The organism is Citrobacter sp. XT1-2-2 (assembly GCF_023516235.1).
In the GTDB taxonomy this organism is placed as follows: domain Bacteria; phylum Pseudomonadota; class Gammaproteobacteria; order Enterobacterales; family Enterobacteriaceae; genus Citrobacter; species Citrobacter werkmanii.
The window spans coordinates 740,317-758,214 of record NZ_CP097324.1 but is presented as its reverse complement, the minus strand read 5'-3'; the positions used below and the strand labels follow the sequence as shown (position 1 = coordinate 758,214).

Below are 17,898 nucleotides of genomic sequence, written 5' to 3'. Positions count from 1 at the left end.
ATGAAAGATGTTGAGGATAATAATGTTTATTTGGCTTTAGATGACCATAAAAGTGATGAGTTTGTCTTAAAGCAGAATTTAGCCATCCTGATTGCCAATAAAAACGCAACACTGGAAAGCGTTGCCCAGGAAATGGTTTCTATACCCGCCGCGCTGGTGCGGATGAAATGGCAAAATCGCCGTGAAATTTATGCGCTACAGGCGAAAGAAGAGATCTATGGCGCCGCGATTGAGGCCATCATAGCCCAACAACCCGAACTGCGGGATAAAATCATGGCCCGGCTGGAGAGCACCTACCAGCATATACTCGCGCGAGAAACGGCCACCTTACGCCTGACGCGCAAGCTGTCCGAAGGCAGCTACGAACCGACCAGGATAACCACGGTCGCGTTAGATGAAAACAGATAAGAACAGGTTTGTGGGGCGTGGAATCAGGATAAGCAGGCCGGGTAGGTGAAAACCACTACCCGGCGAGAAAGTTACTTCGCTTTCACGGTCTCTTCACCGACCAGACCAATCTTCAGGAAACCCGCCTGATGCAGCGAGTCCATTACCTTCATCATGGTTTCATAATCGACGGTCTTATCCGCGCGGAAGAAAATTGTGGTGTCTTTCTTCCCTTCTGTCAGCGTATTGAGCTCGTTAATCATGGTTTCATCCGTCACCTGATTGTTGCCGATAAACATACTCTTATCGGCTTTGACTGACAGATAAACCGGTTTTTCGGGACGCGGCTGCGGCGTACTGGTGGAGGCAGGGAGATTCACCTTCACATCCACTGTTGCCAGCGGCGCGGCCACCATAAAGATGATCAATAAAACCAACATAACGTCGATAAACGGCGTCACGTTGATTTCATGCATTTCACCGTTATCGTCCAGGTTTTCATTAAAGCTCATTGCCATGGAACATTACCCTACACGTAATTTCTGCGCAGCACGTACCGGATGCGCGGAGGCGCTGGCGTTCAGGTCCAGATCGCGGCTTTGCAGCAACAGCACCTGCGCCGCGACATCGCCCAGCATCGCTTTATAGCTGCCAATCTGACGTGCGAAAATATTGTAGATGACGACCGCAGGAATCGCCGCAACCAGACCAATCGCGGTCGCTAACAGCGCTTCTGCAATACCCGGCGCAACAACGGCCAGGTTGGTGGTTTGGGTTTGTGCGATCCCGATGAAGCTGTTCATGATGCCCCATACCGTACCGAACAGACCCACGAAAGGCGAGATTGCCCCGATGGTGGCCAGGTATCCGTTACCGCGTCCCATATGACGACCTACTGCCGCTACACGACGCTCCAGACGGAAACCGGTGCGCTCTTTAATACCTTCGTTGTCGTCACTGCCTTCCGACAGTTCCAGCTCGTTCTGCGCTTCATAAATCAACTGTGCGCCAAGGCTTTTAGCATCGAATCCTGCGGCAATCTCGTTTGCCTGGTCTAAAGAGCGGGCATCCGCCAGCAGTTGCTGTTCACGCTTAAGACGGCGTTTCTGAGTAAAGAACTCAAGGCTCTTACTAAAGAAGATAGCCCAGGTGACCACTGACGCTAAAATCAGCCCAATCATCACGCACTTAACCACGATATCGGCGTGCTGATACATACCCCAGACGGAAAGGTCCGTCTGCATCAAATTATTACCCACTCTGTATCTCCAGGACGCAAATCACAAAATCTAAGCGTAATCATATCAAAACAACGTCGAATTGATAGTCGTTCTCATTACTATTTACATATTGCCGCACCTTTGGTTTCTTTTCCTTGCGCTTACGCAGTAAAAAAGTCACCAGAAGCATTTTGAGATTATTTTCTACTGTATGACCTTTCTGCAGGATGCGTCATCTTTGATTCATGGTAGTTTAGACATCCAGACGTATAAAAACAGGTAATACACCATGGCAGATAAACAACTTGAAACCAAACTCGTGCACGCAGGACGGAGTAAAAAGTACACGCTGGGCTCGGTAAATAGCGTGATCCAGCGCGCTTCTTCGCTGGTGTTTGACAGCGTTGAGGCAAAAAAGCAGGCCACGCGCAACCGTGCTAACGGTGCGCTTTTCTACGGACGTCGTGGAACCCTGACGCATTTTTCGCTGCAGGAAGCCATGTGCGAACTGGAAGGCGGCGCGGGCTGCGCGTTGTTCCCTTGCGGCGCGGCAGCCGTTGCCAACACCATCCTTGCCTTTGTTGAACAAGGCGATCATGTGTTGATGACCAATACCGCCTATGAACCCAGCCAGGACTTCTGCACCAAAATTCTCGGCAAACTAGGCGTCTCAACGGGCTGGTTTGATCCGCTGGTGGGTGCCGATATTGTGAAGCACATTCAGCCGAACACCAAAGTTGTCTTTCTGGAATCACCCGGCTCCGTCACCATGGAGGTACATGATGTGCCGGCAATTGTTGCCGCCGTCAGAAGCGTTGCGCCTGATGCAGTCATCATGATTGATAACACCTGGGCTGCCGGCGTGCTGTTCAAGGCGCTGGATTTCGGTATCGATATCTCGATTCAGGCGGGTACGAAATACCTGATTGGTCATTCCGACGGCATGGTCGGCACAGCGGTATCCAATGCCCGTTGCTGGGATCAACTGCGCGAAAATGCCTATCTGATGGGACAAATGCTCGACGCCGATACCGCCTATATGACCAGCCGTGGATTACGCACGCTGAGCGTACGCTTACGTCAGCATCATGAAAGCAGCTTAAAGGTCGCCGAGTGGCTGTCCAACCACCCACAGGTCGCCCGCGTTAATCACCCGGCGCTGCCCGGCAGTAAAGGCCATGAATTCTGGAAACGTGATTTTACCGGCAGCAGCGGGCTATTCTCCTTTGTATTGAATAAGAAGCTAAATAATGAAGAGTTAGCCGCGTATCTGGATCACTTCAGCCTGTTCAGCATGGCCTACTCCTGGGGCGGTTTTGAGTCGCTGATTCTCGCCAACCAGCCGGAGCACATTGCGGCAATCCGTCCGCAAGGCGAGGTGGACTTCAGCGGAACGCTTATCCGTTTGCATATCGGTTTAGAGAATGTTGACGATCTGATTGCCGATTTAGCCGCAGGATTTGCCCGAATCGAGTAACATTGCCATAGATGGACATATATGCAGACACTTCTGGTGGAAAAGTCTGCAATTGTTGCGTCCGGGATCAAGGCATCCCGGACAATTCAGGAGTACAATCCACACATAAACGCTGTTCCACAGGAAAGTCCATGGTAGTTATTCAAGATATTGTCTCCGCGCTCTGGCAACACGACTTTGCCGCGCTGGCGGATCCACACGTTGTGAGCGTGGTGTACTTCGTCATGTTCGCCACACTGTTTTTAGAAAATGGCCTGCTGCCCGCCTCCTTTTTACCCGGAGACAGCCTGTTATTGCTGGCTGGGGCGCTGATCGCCCAGGACGTGATGAGTTTTTTACCTACCATAGCTATTCTGACCGCCGCCGCCAGCCTGGGCTGCTGGCTCAGTTACATTCAGGGACGCTGGCTGGGCAACACGCGAACGGTAAAAGGCTGGCTGGCGCAATTACCTGAAAAATATCATCAGCGCGCCACCTGCATGTTTGACCAACACGGCCTGATGGCGCTGCTGGCCGGGCGCTTCCTGGCGTTCGTACGCACCTTGCTGCCGACCATGGCGGGAATTTCAGGATTGCCCAACCGTCGATTCCAGTTTTTTAACTGGCTGAGCGGCCTGCTGTGGGTCACCGTCGTCACCAGCTTTGGCTACGCGCTGAGCATGATCCCGTTCGTTAAACGCCATGAAGATCAGGTGATGACCTTTTTAATGATCCTACCGATTGCCCTGTTAACCGCAGGTCTGTTGGGAACCTTGTTCGTGGTGATTAAAAAAAAATACTGTAACGCCTGAGTCGCATCCGTAGGCCGGATAATCTCCGGCATTTTGCCTTATGGCGCGCAGCTTTGAGGCCTACGGTGTACCTTTCAGACGGACAAGAAATCAACTCCCCTGCATCATCCGAATTCTGGCCGCATCTTCCCCCGGCGTCACGCCAAAGAAACGTTTGAACTCCCGACTAAACTGCGATGCGCTCTCATAGCCGACGCGCATGGCTGCCGCACTGGCCTTCATCCCGTCATGAATCATCATCATCCGCGCTTTATGCAGACGATAGCTTTTAAGATATTGCAGCGGCGACGTGCTGGTCACCGCTTTAAAATTATGATGAAACGCCGACACGCTCATGTTCGCCTCTGCCGCCAGCTGTTCTACATTGAGATTTTCGGTGTATTTGGTTTCAATCCGCTTCAGCACCCGGCTTATCAAGCTGAAATGCGTCTGACGACTGACCAGCGCAAGTAACGCGCCGCCGCGCGGCCCGGTCAGCACATGGTAGAGGATCTCGCGAATGATCTGTTTGCCGAGAATACGCGCATCCAGCGGGCGTTCCATCACATCCAACAGGCGCTCAGCGGCGCAGAGAATTTCGTCTGAAAGCGTCGCGGAGTTAATTCCACTGGCCGCCATGGCAGGCTGAAACAGCTCATCTTCTCCAATGTCCATCAACAGCTCCTGCAATTGCAGGATATCGACATTCAGATAAATTCCGGCCAACGGAACCTCCGGTGTCGCATACGTTTCACATTCAAAGGGTAAAGGTACGGTTAGCAGCAAGTATTCATTGGCGTCATAACGAAATACACGTTCATTGATATAACCAATTTTATGTCCAGAGAAGAGAAATATGATGCCTGGCTGATACATGACCGGTGTGCGCGCCGCTGGCACCGTTCCGTGCAGCAGGCGGACATCTGGCAGCAATGCACTGAGTTTATTTTCATTGTTTTTCAGCTGCTTAATTTTATCTGTCAGCAGAAGGCAGATCTCTTCACGGTTCATAAAGCACCATTTCATCATCGGTTTGCGACCCTGACATAATGCGCAGATTTATCCGTTTTCTCCAGTAATCTGTAGAAATGGGCAAGACATCGGCAGAAATGAGCATTGAGAGCAGCGCGGCTGGCGACCACAATGTTCATCATCCGGCAGACACTCTCCTGCCCTCTTTTTTACCCACACAAGGGAACGAGCAATGAACAATTTTAATCTCCATACCCCAACCCGAATTCTGTTCGGTAAAGGCGCTATTGCAGAGCTGCGCGACCAAATCCCTCAGGATGCCCGCGTACTGATTACCTACGGCGGCGGCAGTGTGAAAAAAACCGGTGTCCTGGCACAGGTTCAGGATGCACTGAAAGGCCTGGACGTGCTGGAGTTTGGCGGTATTGAGCCAAACCCGTCTTATGAAACGCTAATGAATGCGGTAAAGCTCGTGCGTGATGAAAAAGTAACGTTCCTGCTGGCAGTGGGCGGCGGTTCGGTACTGGACGGCACCAAATTCATCGCGGCAGCAGCACAGTACGCTGACGGCATCGACCCATGGCGTATTCTGGAAACTCACGGCAACGACGTAAAAAGCGCCATCCCGATGGGCTCCGTATTAACCCTGCCCGCCACCGGTTCTGAATCTAACTCCGGCGCGGTCATCTCGCGGAAAACCACCGGCGACAAACTGGCCTTTATGACCCCGTTTGTACAACCGGTATTTGCCGTTCTGGATCCGGTTTACACCTATACCCTGCCGCCACGTCAGGTTGCGAACGGCGTTGTAGATGCCTTCGTGCATACCGTTGAGCAGTATGTAACTTATCCGGTCGACGGGAAAATTCAGGATCGCTTTGCCGAAGGCATTCTGCTTACGCTGATCGAAGAAGGTCCGAAAGCCTTGCAGGAGCCGGAAAACTACAACGTGCGTGCGAACGTGATGTGGGCGGCAACCCAGGCGCTGAACGGCCTGATTGGCGCAGGCGTACCGCAGGACTGGGCAACCCATATGCTGGGCCACGAACTGACCGCGATGCATGGTCTGGATCATGCGCAAACGCTGGCCATCGTTCTGCCTGCGCTGTGGAATGAAAAACGCGATACCAAGCGTGCCAAACTACTGCAATACGCAGAGCGTATCTGGAATATCACCGAAGGTTCCGAAGACCAGCGTATCGATGCCGCCATTGCCGCTACCCGTGCTTTCTTCGAACAAATGGGCGTACCAACACGCTTGTCTGACTACGGTCTGGACGGTAGCTCCATCCCGGCGCTGCTGGAAAAACTGCAAGCGCACGGCGGTACGAAACTGGGTGAACATCAGGACATTACGCTCGACGTCAGCCGTCGGATTTACGAAGCTGCCCGCTAAGGTTTTTTAACCTCCGCCTTTCGTTTTTGGGTATTTATACCAGACTTAAGTCACACCTAACTCACCGGAGCTTGCTCCGGTGACTGTAATCCAGGGGGGAATTATGACCGGTCCAACCATTATCAAGCTACAGGATGGTAACGTCATGCCGCAACTGGGCCTGGGGGTCTGGAAGGCAAGCAACGAAGAAGTCATTACCGCTATCCATAAAGCACTGGAAGTGGGTTATCGTTCGATTGATACCGCCGCCGCATACAAAAACGAAGAAGGTGTCGGCAAAGCGATACGTAATGCCGGCGTGCCGCGGGAAGAGTTATTCATCACCACCAAGCTGTGGAATGATGATCAGAAACGCGCCCGGGAAGCCTTACTCGAAAGCATGGAGAAACTCCAGCTCGATTACCTCGATCTTTACCTGATGCACTGGCCTGTTCCGGCGATCGATCACTACGTTGAAGCGTGGGAAAACATGATCGATCTGCAAAAAGAAGGGCTGATTAAGAGCATCGGCGTGTGCAACTTTCAGATCAATCATCTCCAGCGCCTGATCGATGAAACTGGCGTTCATCCCGTGATCAACCAGATAGAACTGCACCCACTTATGCAGCAGCGCCAGCTTCATGCCTGGAACGCCACGCATAAGATCCAGACCGAATCCTGGAGTCCATTGGCGCAGGGCGGGAAAGACGTCTTCGACCAAAAGATCATCCGTGACCTCGCAGAGAAATATGGTAAATCACCAGCGCAGATTGTCATCCGCTGGCATCTGGATAACGGTCTGGTGGTTATTCCGAAATCGGTGACGCCTGCCCGTATCGCTGAAAACTTTAACGTCTGGGACTTCCGCCTGGATAAAGAAGAATTAGGCGAAATCGCGAAACTCGATCAGGGCAAACGGCTGGGACCAGACCCGGACCAGTTCGGCGGTTAATCTCTTCTCTCCGGCCCGACACTCCCGTCGGGCCTTGCTGGCAATGAAATATCAGGAAACAATTAACATACATATATTGATGTATTTCTTGCAGTCGCTGGAGCAGCATTACGCAACATAACCTGTTAATTATTCAATAAATATATTCATCTAATGAATATATTTACCACACCTATAGGTGCGTAATCGTGGCTGATAAAAAAAGTAATGGCGTCAAATGGCTCCCATTAATTCTTATAGTACTCATTTCTGCCGGTCTCTGGCAGCTTACTCCCCCCACTGGGTTAAGTGCGCCAGCCTGGCATTCGGCAATTATCTTCGTTGCCACCATCGCCTCTATTGTGGCGAAAGTCTTACCCATCGGCGCGGTCGGCATTATTGGTATTACGGTGTTCGCACTCGCCTATGCTGCCGGGGATAAAACCGCCAGCGGCGCCATCACCACGGCACTCAGCGAACTGAACAGCTCACTTATCTGGCTTATCGTCGTGGCCTTTATGATTGCCCGTGGGTTTATCAAAACCGGCCTCGGACGACGCATTGCATTGCAGATGATCCGCCTGCTCGGCAAGCGCACGCTGGGACTCGCCTACGGTCTGGCTTTTGCCGATCTGATCCTCTCTCCCGCTATGCCGAGTAATACGGCGCGCTGCGGCGGCGTCATCTATCCGATTGCCGACTCTCTGGCGCGTAGTTTCCATTCGAACCCGGAAGATGAGTCCCGCAGTAAAATCGGCACCTTTCTTATCACCTGTATTGGCAACGTCAACGACGTGACGGCAGCACTGTTTATGACCGGCTATACCGGCAACCTGCTGGCAGTAAAACTGGCGGCCAACGCCGGGGTTACGCTGACCTGGGGCGGCTGGTTTATGGCGGCGCTGCTACCTTGTCTGGTCTCTTTGCTGCTCGTTCCGCTACTGGTCTATTGGCTGGTGCACCCGGAAATCAAACACACGCCGGATGCCCCTAACCTCGCCCGCAAAGAGCTGGCGGAAATGGGCCGCATGTCACGCGGTGAATGGCTGATGCTGGCAACCGTCGGCGTACTGCTGGTGCTGTGGATTTTTGGCGATACGCTGGGCGTTGACGCCACCACCGCCTCGTTTGTAGGGCTGTCGATTTTATTGCTGAGCGGCGTACTGAGCTGGGAGGACGTCAAAAGTGAGAAAGGGGCATGGGATACGCTGATTTGGTTTGCCGCGCTACTGATGATGGCGAATCAGTTGAAAAAACTGGGCTTCACCAGCTGGTTTGGCAATCTGATTGGCGATAGCCTGAGCAGTACTATGCACGGGACCAGTTGGGTGATCGTCCTGCTACTGCTGAACGCCGCCTATTTCTATACCCACTACTTTTTTGCCAGCGGAAATGCGCAGATTGCCGCGCTGTATGCCGTTTTCCTCGGCGTCGGGCTGCATCTGAATATTCCCGCGGCCCCCACGGCGCTAATGCTGGCCTTCACCAGCAGTTTGTACTGCTCGCTCACCCAGTACACTCATGCTCGCGGTCCAATTCTGTTTGGCGCAGGGTACGTTCCAACGGGCGTCTGGTGGCGCACAGGATTTATCATCAGCCTGTTTAACCAGGCGGTCTTTATTACCGTGGGTCTGATGTGGTGGAAGGTGTTGGGTCTGTACTAAACTGACTGCGTTCTGAGGAATACCTTACCTGCGGAGAAAAGGAATGACCTGTATTTTCTGTCAAATTGTTGAAGGCAAAGCGCCCTGCCATAAGGTATGGGAAGACGAGCACCACCTGGCTTTTCTGTCGATTTTCCCGAACACCGACGGTTTTACCGTGGTGATCCCGAAAAAACATTACCCGAGCTATGCCTTCGATATGCCGCCGCAGGCGTTAGCGGACCTGATGCTGGCGACCCAAAAAGTGGCTAAGAAACTGGATAAGGCTTTCCCGGATGTTAGTCGTACGGGAATGTTCTTCGAAGGTTTCGGCGTAGACCATGTGCACAGTAAATTAAGTCCCATGCACGGTACTGGCGATTTAACCCACTGGAAACCGATTGAATCGCGGCAGAACAAATTTTTCGAGCAGTATGAAGGATATCTGTCGTCACACGATCATGAACGGGCTGATGACGAAAAACTGGCCGCATTAGCGGCCAGAATTCGTGAGGCATAAATACTGATCTCTTCTGCCCGATAGCGGTGCAAGCACCTTATCCGGGCAAGACAGATTAACGTCCCGCCACTTTCCCGCGTTTTTTGTTCGCGGCAGGCGTCTGACGCTGGTGCGCCACTGGCGTGTGTTTGGTCAGCGCCGGACGAGTATGACGGTTCTGGCGACGCGCTTCGCGCATCTCTTCCAGCGTAGGCGCCGGAACCAGACATTCGCGACGCCCACCGATCAGATGCTTTTTACCCATATCTTCCAGCGCCTGGCGGATTAACGGCCAGTTGGCCGGATCGTGGTAGCGCAACAGGGCTTTATGCAGACGACGCTGCTTATCACCTTTCGGCACCACCACGTCTTCGCTCTTATAACCAATTTTACCCAACGGGTTTTTCCCGGTGTAATACATGGTTGTGGAGTTCGCCAACGGCGATGGATAGAAGTTCTGCACCTGATCCAGACGGAAACGACGTTGTTTCAGCCACAGCGCCAGATTCACCATATCCTCATCACGCGTACCCGGGTGTGCGGAGATAAAATACGGGATCAGGTACTGCTCTTTACCGGCCTGTTTAGAGTAGGTATCGAACAATTCCTTGAAGCGATCGTAGCTGCCCATCCCCGGCTTCATCATCTTCGACAGCGGGCCTTCTTCAGTATGCTCTGGCGCAATCTTCAGATAGCCGCCCACGTGATGGGTAGCCAGTTCTTTGATGTAGCGTGGGTCTTCCACCGCGATGTCATAGCGCACACCGGATGCGATAAGGATCTTTTTAATGCCTTTGAGATCACGCGCCCGGCGATAGAGGTTAATTGTCGGCTCATGATTGGTATCCATGTGCGGACAAATATCCGGATAGACGCATGACAGACGACGGCAGGTTTGCTCCGCACGCGGTGACTTACAGCGCAGCATATACATGTTCGCCGTTGGGCCGCCGAGATCGGAAATCACGCCGGTAAAGCCCGGGACGGTGTCGCGAATGGCTTCGATTTCATTGATGATCGAATCTTCAGAGCGACTCTGGATGATACGGCCTTCGTGCTCTGTTATCGAACAGAACGAGCAGCCGCCAAAGCAGCCACGCATAATGTTGATCGAGAAACGGATCATCTCATAGGCCGGTATACGGCTGTCGCCATACGCCGGATGCGGTACACGCTTGTACGGTAACGCAAAGACGCTGTCCATCTCTTCGGTAGACAGCGGAATAGCTGGCGGGTTGATCCAGATGTAGCGATCGCCATGCTTTTGCATCAGCGCACGCGCGCAGCCTGGGTTAGTTTCGTGGTGCAGGATACGCGACGCATGCGCATACAGCACTTTATCGCCCTTCACTTTTTCGAAGGACGGTAGCAGCACGTAGGTTTTTTCCCACGGTTTCGGACGCGGTGGCTGCACGGTGACCGCTTTCGCTTCCTGCTTTTTCGGTGCGACAGGTTTGTTATCAGCACACGGCAGATCTTCACCGTAAGGATGCGGGATCGGGTCAATCTTGCCTGGCGTGTCGAGACGCGTAGAATCCACCCCACTCCAGCCCGGCAACGCTTCTTTAACCATAATAGCGGTGTTACGCACATCGCGGATCTGATCGATAGTCTCCCCCATCGCCAGACGATGCGCCACTTCCACCAGCGGACGTTCGCCGTTGCCGAACATCAGCATATCGGCTTTCGAATCCACCAAAACGGAGCGGCGAACGGTATCAGACCAGTAATCGTAGTGCGCGGTGCGGCGCAGGCTGGCCTCAATGCCGCCAAGAATAACCGGCACATCTTTCCATGCTTCTTTACAGCGCTGGGTATAGACCAGCGTGGCGCGGTCCGGACGTTTACCCGCCACGTTGTCCGGCGTGTAGGCATCATCATGGCGCAGTCGGCGATCGGCGGTATAACGGTTGATCATCGAGTCCATGTTGCCAGCGGTCACACCAAAGAACAGGTTCGGTTTACCCAAACGCATAAAATCGTCTTTGTTGTTCCACTCCGGCTGGGCGATAATTCCGACGCGAAAGCCCTGAGCTTCCAGCATACGGCCACAAATCGCCATACCAAAGCTTGGGTGGTCGACGTAGGCATCGCCGGTCACCAGAATGATGTCGCAGCTATCCCAGCCAAGTTGGTCCATTTCGTCACGTGACATCGGCAAAAACGGTGCCGGGCCAAAACAGGCAGCCCAGTACTGCGGCCAGGAGAAAAGGTCTCTGTCCGGTTGGATCAGGGATATTGCGCTCATAGTGCTTCCAAAAATGGTAAAAAAATAATCAAAGGCCGGGGATTATACGCTGTATGTCGGCAAGAAATGAAGTGGAGTCTGAACCAGACCAGTAGAAAGTTGTATAAATTGTTAAATTTTACGACAGCCATTTTTATCAATCATAATTAACACCATGCCGGCCAACTGAGATCACTCTTTTCGGCGGGGGATTTTTCATTGCGACTCAACGATTCACTGCATATTTCCCAGTTACGGGTTGTTGTTCACCTGTGCGGATTTCTGGTTCTTCTCTACAGCTTCTCCATGCTGCCGCCGATGACCATCGCTCTGTTAAATAAAGAGCGGAGCTTTTTCGCATTTTTCAGCACATTTATGACTTTCTTTACCCTCGGCGGCGGGGCGTGGCTGGCAACCAAACATGCGGGAATTCAACTGAGAACCCGAGATGGATTCGTCATTATCGTTTTGTTCTGGCTACTGTTCTCGTTAATTAGCGCAATGCCGATGTGGATGGACGATGGCTTAAATCTCTCCTTTGCCGATGCCCTGTTCGAAGGGGTTTCCGGGATTACCACCACTGGCGCAACGGTGATTGACGACGTCAGCGCCTTGCCGAAATCGTATCTTTACTATCGTGCTCAGCTCAATTTTATTGGCGGCCTGGGCGTTATTGTCCTCGCCGTGGCGGTATTACCGCTGCTGGGTATTGGCGGCATGAAACTGTATCAGTCTGAAATGCCAGGCCCCTTCAAAGAAGAACGCCTCACGCCAAGGCTTGCCGATACCGCACGTACGCTGTGGTTGACCTACGTCATTCTGGGTCTTATTTGTACTCTGGCCTACTGGGCTGCCGGGATGTCGTTTTTCGACGCCTTATGCCACGGGCTGTCGACGGTCTCTCTTGGCGGATTTTCCACTCGCAGCGAGAGCATCGGCTTTTATAACAGCCACGCTATAGAACTCGTCGCCGGGCTGTTCTCACTGTTATCCGCGTTTAACTTCACCCTCTGGTACGTTGCTATTGTAAAACGTACCTTCAAGCCCTTTCGTCGTAATGCCGAGCTGCGTTTCTTTCTGCTAATTGCGCTGGTGGTCACGCTGATCGCCACCTGGCAGGTCTGGCGGGCAGGTATGTACGGGCTAACGGACAGCCTGGTGCATGCCTTTTTTCTGGCCAGCTCCATGCTGACGGATAATGGCCTGTCAACGGCGGATTACGCGCAGTGGCCCTCGCACACGATCTTCATGCTGCTTAGCGCCAGCTTCTTCGGCGGTTGTGTGGGATCGACGTGCGGGGGAATTAAAGTGCTGCGCTTTTTGATTATGTTCAAGCAGTGCCGCCAGGAATTACACCAGCTCGCGCATCCTCGCGCCCTGCTGAACATCAAAGTGGGTAACAGCGTGGTAAGCGACAGGGTGGTGCGTTCGGTATGGAGCTTTTTCTTTCTCTACGTTTTGTTCACCAGCTTTTTTATCTGGGCGCTCAATCTGATGGGCTACGATCTCTTCTCCTCTTTCGCCACCGTCGCCTCCTGCATCAACAATATGGGGCTGGGATTTGGCGTTACCGCCACGACGTTTGGCACGTTAAATGAGGAGGCAAAGCTGCTGATGTGCGCGGCCATGATCATGGGGCGTCTGGAGATTTACCCCATACTGATCCTGTTTTCGCGCATGTTCTGGCGGGCGTAACGCAAACCCCGGCGCGTTACGGCGCCGGGTTCACCAGGATCTGACCGATCGAGCCACGATCCGCCATTTCCAGCGTCTGGCTGTTAAAGTAGAACGGGAAATGCGCCCAGGAAGGTTGACCGTAATAAACCAGTAGCTCGACCTGACCATCTACCCAAACGGTATCTTTCCAGCCTCTGTCTTCCGGGAACGGCATCGCGCCGTTCACATTACGGATCAGGAACGAGACGCCCTCAATATGGAAAGACTGCGGCATATCCGCCCGCACCGTCCAGCGCTCCCAGGTACCCTGCTGCGCGGTAATATCCATGCGGTTGACGTCCCACAACTGACCGTTGATCCCCGGATCGTCATCCAGGCTGATATCACGGCTGCGAATCGGCGAACCGCTGAGGATCTCGGTTGGCAGCAGGCGCATTGGCAGGCTGTCAGTCACCAGCGGCAAGAGGCCGGTTGGTCGCAGAGTCAGCACCAGCGTTGAGATAAGAATACTTGATGGTTCAAAGAATCCCCGGATCCTGTCGACAATGCTGGCCGCCTCGCCACAGGTAATAGAGACCTCATTACCGTTAGTCATATCCACCAGGATCTCACGACGTTCGCCTGGCGCCAGCGAGAGCTGTTTCAATGAAACAGGCGCGGGTAAAAAGCCCTGATCGCTGGAAATCACATGCAGCGCACGGCCATCACTCATTTGCAGTTGGTAACGACGCGAGTTTGACGCGTTCAGCAAACGCAAGCGTACCCAACCGCGGGAGACTTCGACATACGGACTTTGCGCCCCATTAACCAGAAGCGTATCCCCAACAAAACCGCCGCTGCCGGGTTCGCTGTATTCCGGCGTCCCAAAGTTGTCCAGACGCTTGTCCTGGATAATGATCGGAAAATCATCCACGCCGTAATGGTTGGGAATAGACAGGGATTTACTGACCTCATCTTCAACCAGCCACATCCCGGCAAGACCGTTATAGACCTGCTGAGCAGTACGATTTGGCGTATTGGCGTGATACCACAGCGTGGCGGCATTCTGGCGGATCGGCAGCACTGGCGCCCAATCCGCATTAGGGGACATCATGCGCGCCGGGCCCCCCATCAGCGGACCAGGCACCTGTAATCCGGCGACGGTCATCGAGACATTTTCTGTCAGACGATTGCTGTAAATAAGCTTGACGTCATCCCCTTTCCAGACGCGAATTGTCGGTCCCAGGTAGCGGCCGTTAATCCCCCAGACAGGCGCGCGCGTACCTTGTGTAAAGGACCAATGCGCGCGTTGCAGCGTCATAAATAACGGCTGCCCCCGACGAGACTCCAGCAGTGGAGGCACAGGTAACGGTTGTTGCTGACCGGCAGCATTAGCCTTCAGCGGAACAGCACCTGCACACAGTGCGATCCCCGATGCCTGAATGAACTGACGCCGACTGAATGACATATAAACTCCATGAAAAACTGGCGATTAACACGCAGGAAATCTTTTCCTGTAAAAAACCCGAATTGTGCGGATTAAACCTTACCGGCGGCTTCCCGCTCAGCAACTTCTTTATCGAGTTCTGCGATTTTTTGTTCCATCAGCGAGCGGCAATGCGCTGCCAGTTCACGAACCTGATCTTTACCAAAGTGGCTAATATCCACCGGCGGCAACATCTCTACAATCGCCAGACCATTATTGAGTCGGTTTAATTTGATCTTGTTCGAGGTTGTAGAAACGCAGACTGGAATGACCGGAACGCCTGCAGCAATCGCCGCATGAAACGCGCCGGTTTTAAACGGCAGCAGACCACGGCCGCGGCTGCGCGTCCCTTCCGGGAACATCCAGATAGAAATACGACGTTTTTTGAAATGGTTCACCACGGCTGCAATGGTGCTGTGCGCTTTAGCACGGTTGTTTCTGTCGATCAACAGGTTACCGGTTAACCAGTACAACTGCCCGAAGAACGGGATCCACAGCAGGCTTTTTTTACCCACCGTTACCGTCGGCGGCTGAACGATATTCGAAGCGGTAACCATGTCATAGTTGTTCTGGTGGTTACAAATATAGATAGCATTACCATAATTCTGCGCGTCTGCCGGCATGCGGCACTCGACCTTCAGGCCATAAAGGGGAGCCAGGCGGCCAAACATATGACCGAACGTTGCAACGTGTTTTGGATTCCGTGGGCTGAACAGACAGTATATACAACCGAAAATACAGACCAGAATGCAGTAAATAACAGTAATGATTAAACGAAAAATATATAACATAACAACCTCTAAGGCCTAAGAGCCTGGCATTTTACGTCACCGGATACATAACTCTGCATCAGGTTAGGGCTTTGTTAAGGCGGCTCTCTGGAAAAGCGTATTGTTAATCGCAACGCACGAATAAACAACGGTTTTACGGGAAATTTTAACGTTGGCTCTCCCTGAGCGAAAGCAGGGAGAGCCGGGCAGTCGCGTTATTCTTCGCTGTCGCCCTGACTGGCGCGTCGAGGCGAGTCAATTTCAATGCGATCGATACGCTGTAGACCACGCATCAGCGTGCCACGACGACCGCGTTCGCCGGTCACTTTCTGCAACTCTTCAGGACGCAGTTTAATTTTGCGTTTACCGACGTGAATAGTCAGCGTGCTTTGCGGCGGCAGCACATAGAGCAGCGCCAGGCCATCTTCGCCTTTCGCCGCTTCTGCTGAAGGGATATTGATAATCTTGTTCCCTTTGCCTTTCGACAGTTGCGGCAAATCGCTCACCGGGAACATCAACATCCTACCGGCCATCGTTATCGCCAGCAGCATATCGGTTTCATCTTCAATCACCACCGGCGGCATAACGCGTGCATTTTCAGGCAGCGTAATCAATGCCTTACCCGCACGGTTACGTGCTACCAGATCGTTGAAGGTACAGACAAAACCGTAGCCCGCATCGGATGCCATCAGCAGTTTCTGATCGTCGCCTTCCATCAGCATATGCTCCACCGTCGCGCCCGGCGGCAGCGTGAGCTTACCGGTCAATGGTTCGCCCTGACCACGTGCCGACGGCAGCGTAATCGGGTCGATGGCGTAGCTGCGTCCGGTCGAGTCAACGAACACCACCGGCTGGTTGCTCTTGCCCTTCACTGCCGACTTAAAACTGTCGCCCGCTTTATAGCTTAATCCTGGCGCATCAATGTCGTGGCCTTTGGCGCTACGCACCCAACCACTCTGAGACAATACAATGGTCACCGGCTCAGACGGCAGCATGTCGTGCTCGCTCATCGCCTTCGCTTCTTCGCGTTCCTGCAGCGGGGAGCGGCGATCGTCGCCATAGGCCTCGGCATCGGCCTGCAGCTCTTTCTTCAGCAGGTTATTCATTTTACGCTCGGAAGCGAGAATGGCCTGCAGTTGATCGCGCTCTTTCGCCAGTTCATCCTGCTCACCGCGGATTTTCATCTCTTCGAGTTTGGCAAGATGGCGCAATTTCAGCTCAAGGATAGCTTCAGCCTGCGTTTCAGAAATGCCAAACCGCGACATCAGCTCAGGCTTAGGTTCATCTTCATGACGAATGATCTCGATCACTTCGTCAATGTTGAGGAACGCCACCAGCAAACCTTCAAGGATATGCAGGCGCTTAAGCACTTTTTCCAGACGATAGTTCAGGCGACGACGCACGGTATCACGGCGGAACGCCAGCCATTCGGTGAGGATCTCCAGCAGGTTTTTCACCGCCGGGCGACCGTCGAGGCCAATCATGTTCAGGTTGATACGGTAGCTTTTTTCCAGATCGGTGGTGGCAAACAGGTGGTTCATTACCTGTTCCATATCCACGCGATTGGAGCGCGGGACAATCACCAGACGGGTCGGGTTTTCGTGATCCGATTCGTCACGCAGGTCGTCAACCATCGGCAGCTTTTTGTTGCGCATTTGAGCAGCGATCTGCTCCAGCACTTTTGCCCCGGAAACCTGATGCGGCAGCGCGGAAATCACCACCGCGCCGTCTTCTTTCGTCCATACCGCGCGCATACGCACGGAGCCGCGTCCGTTTTCGTAAATCTTACGAATTTCCGCACGCGAGGTAATAATCTCGGCTTCGGTCGGGTAATCCGGCCCCTGCACGATGTCCAGCAGTTGATCGAGCGTTGTTTTCGGCTGCTCAATCAGCGTAATCGCCGCTTTGGCGACTTCTCGCAGGTTATGCGGCGGAATGTCCGTCGCCATACCAACGGCAATACCGGTCGTACCGTTCAGCAGAATATTTGGCAGACGCGCAGGCAGCATCTTTGGTTCCTGCATGGTGCCGTCGAAGTTTGGCACCCAGTCCGACGTTCCCTGGCCGAGTTCACCCAGCAGGACTTCCGCATATTTAGACAAGCGGGATTCGGTATAACGCATCGCCGCGAAGGATTTGGGATCGTCGGGCGCCCCCCAGTTTCCCTGACCATCAACCAGCGGATAACGGTAAGAGAACGGCTGCGCCATCAGCACCATCGCTTCATAGCAGGCGATGTCGCCGTGCGGGTGGTATTTACCCAGCACGTCACCGACGGTACGGGCGGATTTTTTAAATTTGGCGCTGGCATTCAGCCCCAGTTCGGACATTGCATACACAATGCGACGCTGAACGGGTTTCAAACCATCGCCAATAAATGGCAACGCCCTGTCCATGATGACGTACATGGAGTAGTTCAGATAGGCGTTTTCCGTGAATTCATGCAGCGCCAGGCGCTCTGCCATATCGCTCATTAATCGTGGTT

General features: G+C 53.2%; 15 protein-coding genes. 8 read left to right on the top strand and 7 right to left on the bottom strand.

Annotated elements, in window-relative coordinates; all coding sequences use genetic code 11:
- Positions 1-408, top strand: coding sequence for a hypothetical protein (locus tag M4I31_RS03710; RefSeq protein WP_038633861.1), 408 nt, complete (start codon positions 1-3; stop codon positions 406-408).
- A 71-nt stretch (positions 409-479) separates the two neighbouring features.
- On the opposite strand, the gene exbD is transcribed toward M4I31_RS03710, so the two are convergent.
- Together exbD and exbB are read right to left on the bottom strand one after the other, a co-directional pair.
- On the bottom strand, positions 480-905 hold the full coding sequence (gene exbD, locus M4I31_RS03705; RefSeq protein ID WP_085048735.1) for a TonB system transport protein ExbD: 426 nt from the start codon (positions 903-905) through the stop codon (positions 480-482).
- 6 nt (positions 906-911) lie between these two features.
- Positions 912-1,646 carry a tol-pal system-associated acyl-CoA thioesterase gene (gene exbB / locus M4I31_RS03700; RefSeq protein ID WP_061382446.1) on the bottom strand — a complete coding sequence of 245 codons (735 nt, stop codon included), beginning with the start codon at positions 1,644-1,646 and terminating at the stop codon, positions 912-914.
- Positions 1,647-1,896: 250 nt separating this feature from the next.
- On the opposite strand from exbB, the gene metC reads away from it, so the two are divergent.
- Positions 1,897-3,084, top strand: a complete 1,188-nt coding sequence (metC, locus tag M4I31_RS03695) for a cystathionine beta-lyase (protein ID WP_085048734.1) — start codon at positions 1,897-1,899, stop codon at positions 3,082-3,084.
- Between the two features lie 131 nt (positions 3,085-3,215).
- Positions 3,216-3,875, top strand: coding sequence for a DedA family general envelope maintenance protein YghB (yghB, locus tag M4I31_RS03690; protein WP_085048733.1), 660 nt, complete (start codon positions 3,216-3,218; stop codon positions 3,873-3,875).
- 90 nt (positions 3,876-3,965) lie between these two features.
- Here the strand turns inward: yghB and M4I31_RS03685 are convergent, their stop codons facing one another.
- Entirely contained in the window at positions 3,966-4,865 is a 900-nt protein-coding gene (locus M4I31_RS03685; protein ID WP_139815576.1) for an AraC family transcriptional regulator, read from the bottom strand.
- Positions 4,866-5,058: 193 nt separating this feature from the next.
- Here M4I31_RS03685 and yqhD point away from each other — a divergent pair, with 193 nt between their 5' ends.
- The 4 genes from yqhD to M4I31_RS03665 all read left to right on the top strand — a co-directional run bounded on the left by yqhD (position 5,059) and on the right by M4I31_RS03665 (position 9,295).
- Positions 5,059-6,222 (top strand): alcohol dehydrogenase, encoded by a 1,164-nt coding sequence (gene yqhD / locus M4I31_RS03680; RefSeq protein WP_038633876.1) that lies wholly within the window; start codon positions 5,059-5,061, stop codon positions 6,220-6,222.
- A 103-nt stretch (positions 6,223-6,325) separates the two neighbouring features.
- Positions 6,326-7,153 (top strand): 2,5-didehydrogluconate reductase DkgA, encoded by an 828-nt coding sequence (gene dkgA, locus M4I31_RS03675; RefSeq protein ID WP_085048732.1) that lies wholly within the window; start codon positions 6,326-6,328, stop codon positions 7,151-7,153.
- Between the two features lie 188 nt (positions 7,154-7,341).
- Positions 7,342-8,796, top strand: coding sequence for a DASS family sodium-coupled anion symporter (locus tag M4I31_RS03670; protein WP_085048731.1), 1,455 nt, complete (start codon positions 7,342-7,344; stop codon positions 8,794-8,796).
- A gap of 43 nt (positions 8,797-8,839) precedes the next feature.
- Positions 8,840-9,295, top strand: coding sequence for an HIT family protein (locus tag M4I31_RS03665; RefSeq protein ID WP_042310999.1), 456 nt, complete (start codon positions 8,840-8,842; stop codon positions 9,293-9,295).
- A gap of 55 nt (positions 9,296-9,350) precedes the next feature.
- Here M4I31_RS03665 and M4I31_RS03660 read toward each other — a convergent pair whose 3' ends face one another.
- Complete coding sequence (locus M4I31_RS03660) at positions 9,351-11,522, bottom strand: YgiQ family radical SAM protein (protein WP_003024532.1); 2,172 nt, start codon at positions 11,520-11,522, stop codon at positions 9,351-9,353.
- Positions 11,523-11,720: 198 nt separating this feature from the next.
- Here M4I31_RS03660 and M4I31_RS03655 point away from each other — a divergent pair, with 198 nt between their 5' ends.
- Positions 11,721-13,196 carry a TrkH family potassium uptake protein gene (locus M4I31_RS03655; RefSeq protein ID WP_085048730.1) on the top strand — a complete coding sequence of 492 codons (1,476 nt, stop codon included), beginning with the start codon at positions 11,721-11,723 and terminating at the stop codon, positions 13,194-13,196.
- 16 nt (positions 13,197-13,212) lie between these two features.
- Here the strand turns inward: M4I31_RS03655 and ftsP are convergent, their stop codons facing one another.
- From ftsP to parC, 3 genes are all read right to left on the bottom strand, one after another.
- Positions 13,213-14,625, bottom strand: a complete 1,413-nt coding sequence (gene ftsP, locus M4I31_RS03650) for a cell division protein FtsP (protein ID WP_038633892.1) — start codon at positions 14,623-14,625, stop codon at positions 13,213-13,215.
- A gap of 71 nt (positions 14,626-14,696) precedes the next feature.
- Positions 14,697-15,434 (bottom strand): 1-acylglycerol-3-phosphate O-acyltransferase, encoded by a 738-nt coding sequence (plsC, locus tag M4I31_RS03645; RefSeq protein ID WP_038633894.1) that lies wholly within the window; start codon positions 15,432-15,434, stop codon positions 14,697-14,699.
- Positions 15,435-15,628: 194 nt separating this feature from the next.
- Positions 15,629-17,887 (bottom strand): DNA topoisomerase IV subunit A, encoded by a 2,259-nt coding sequence (parC, locus tag M4I31_RS03640; RefSeq protein WP_038633896.1) that lies wholly within the window; start codon positions 17,885-17,887, stop codon positions 15,629-15,631.
- Positions 17,888-17,898 lie beyond the last annotated feature (11 nt).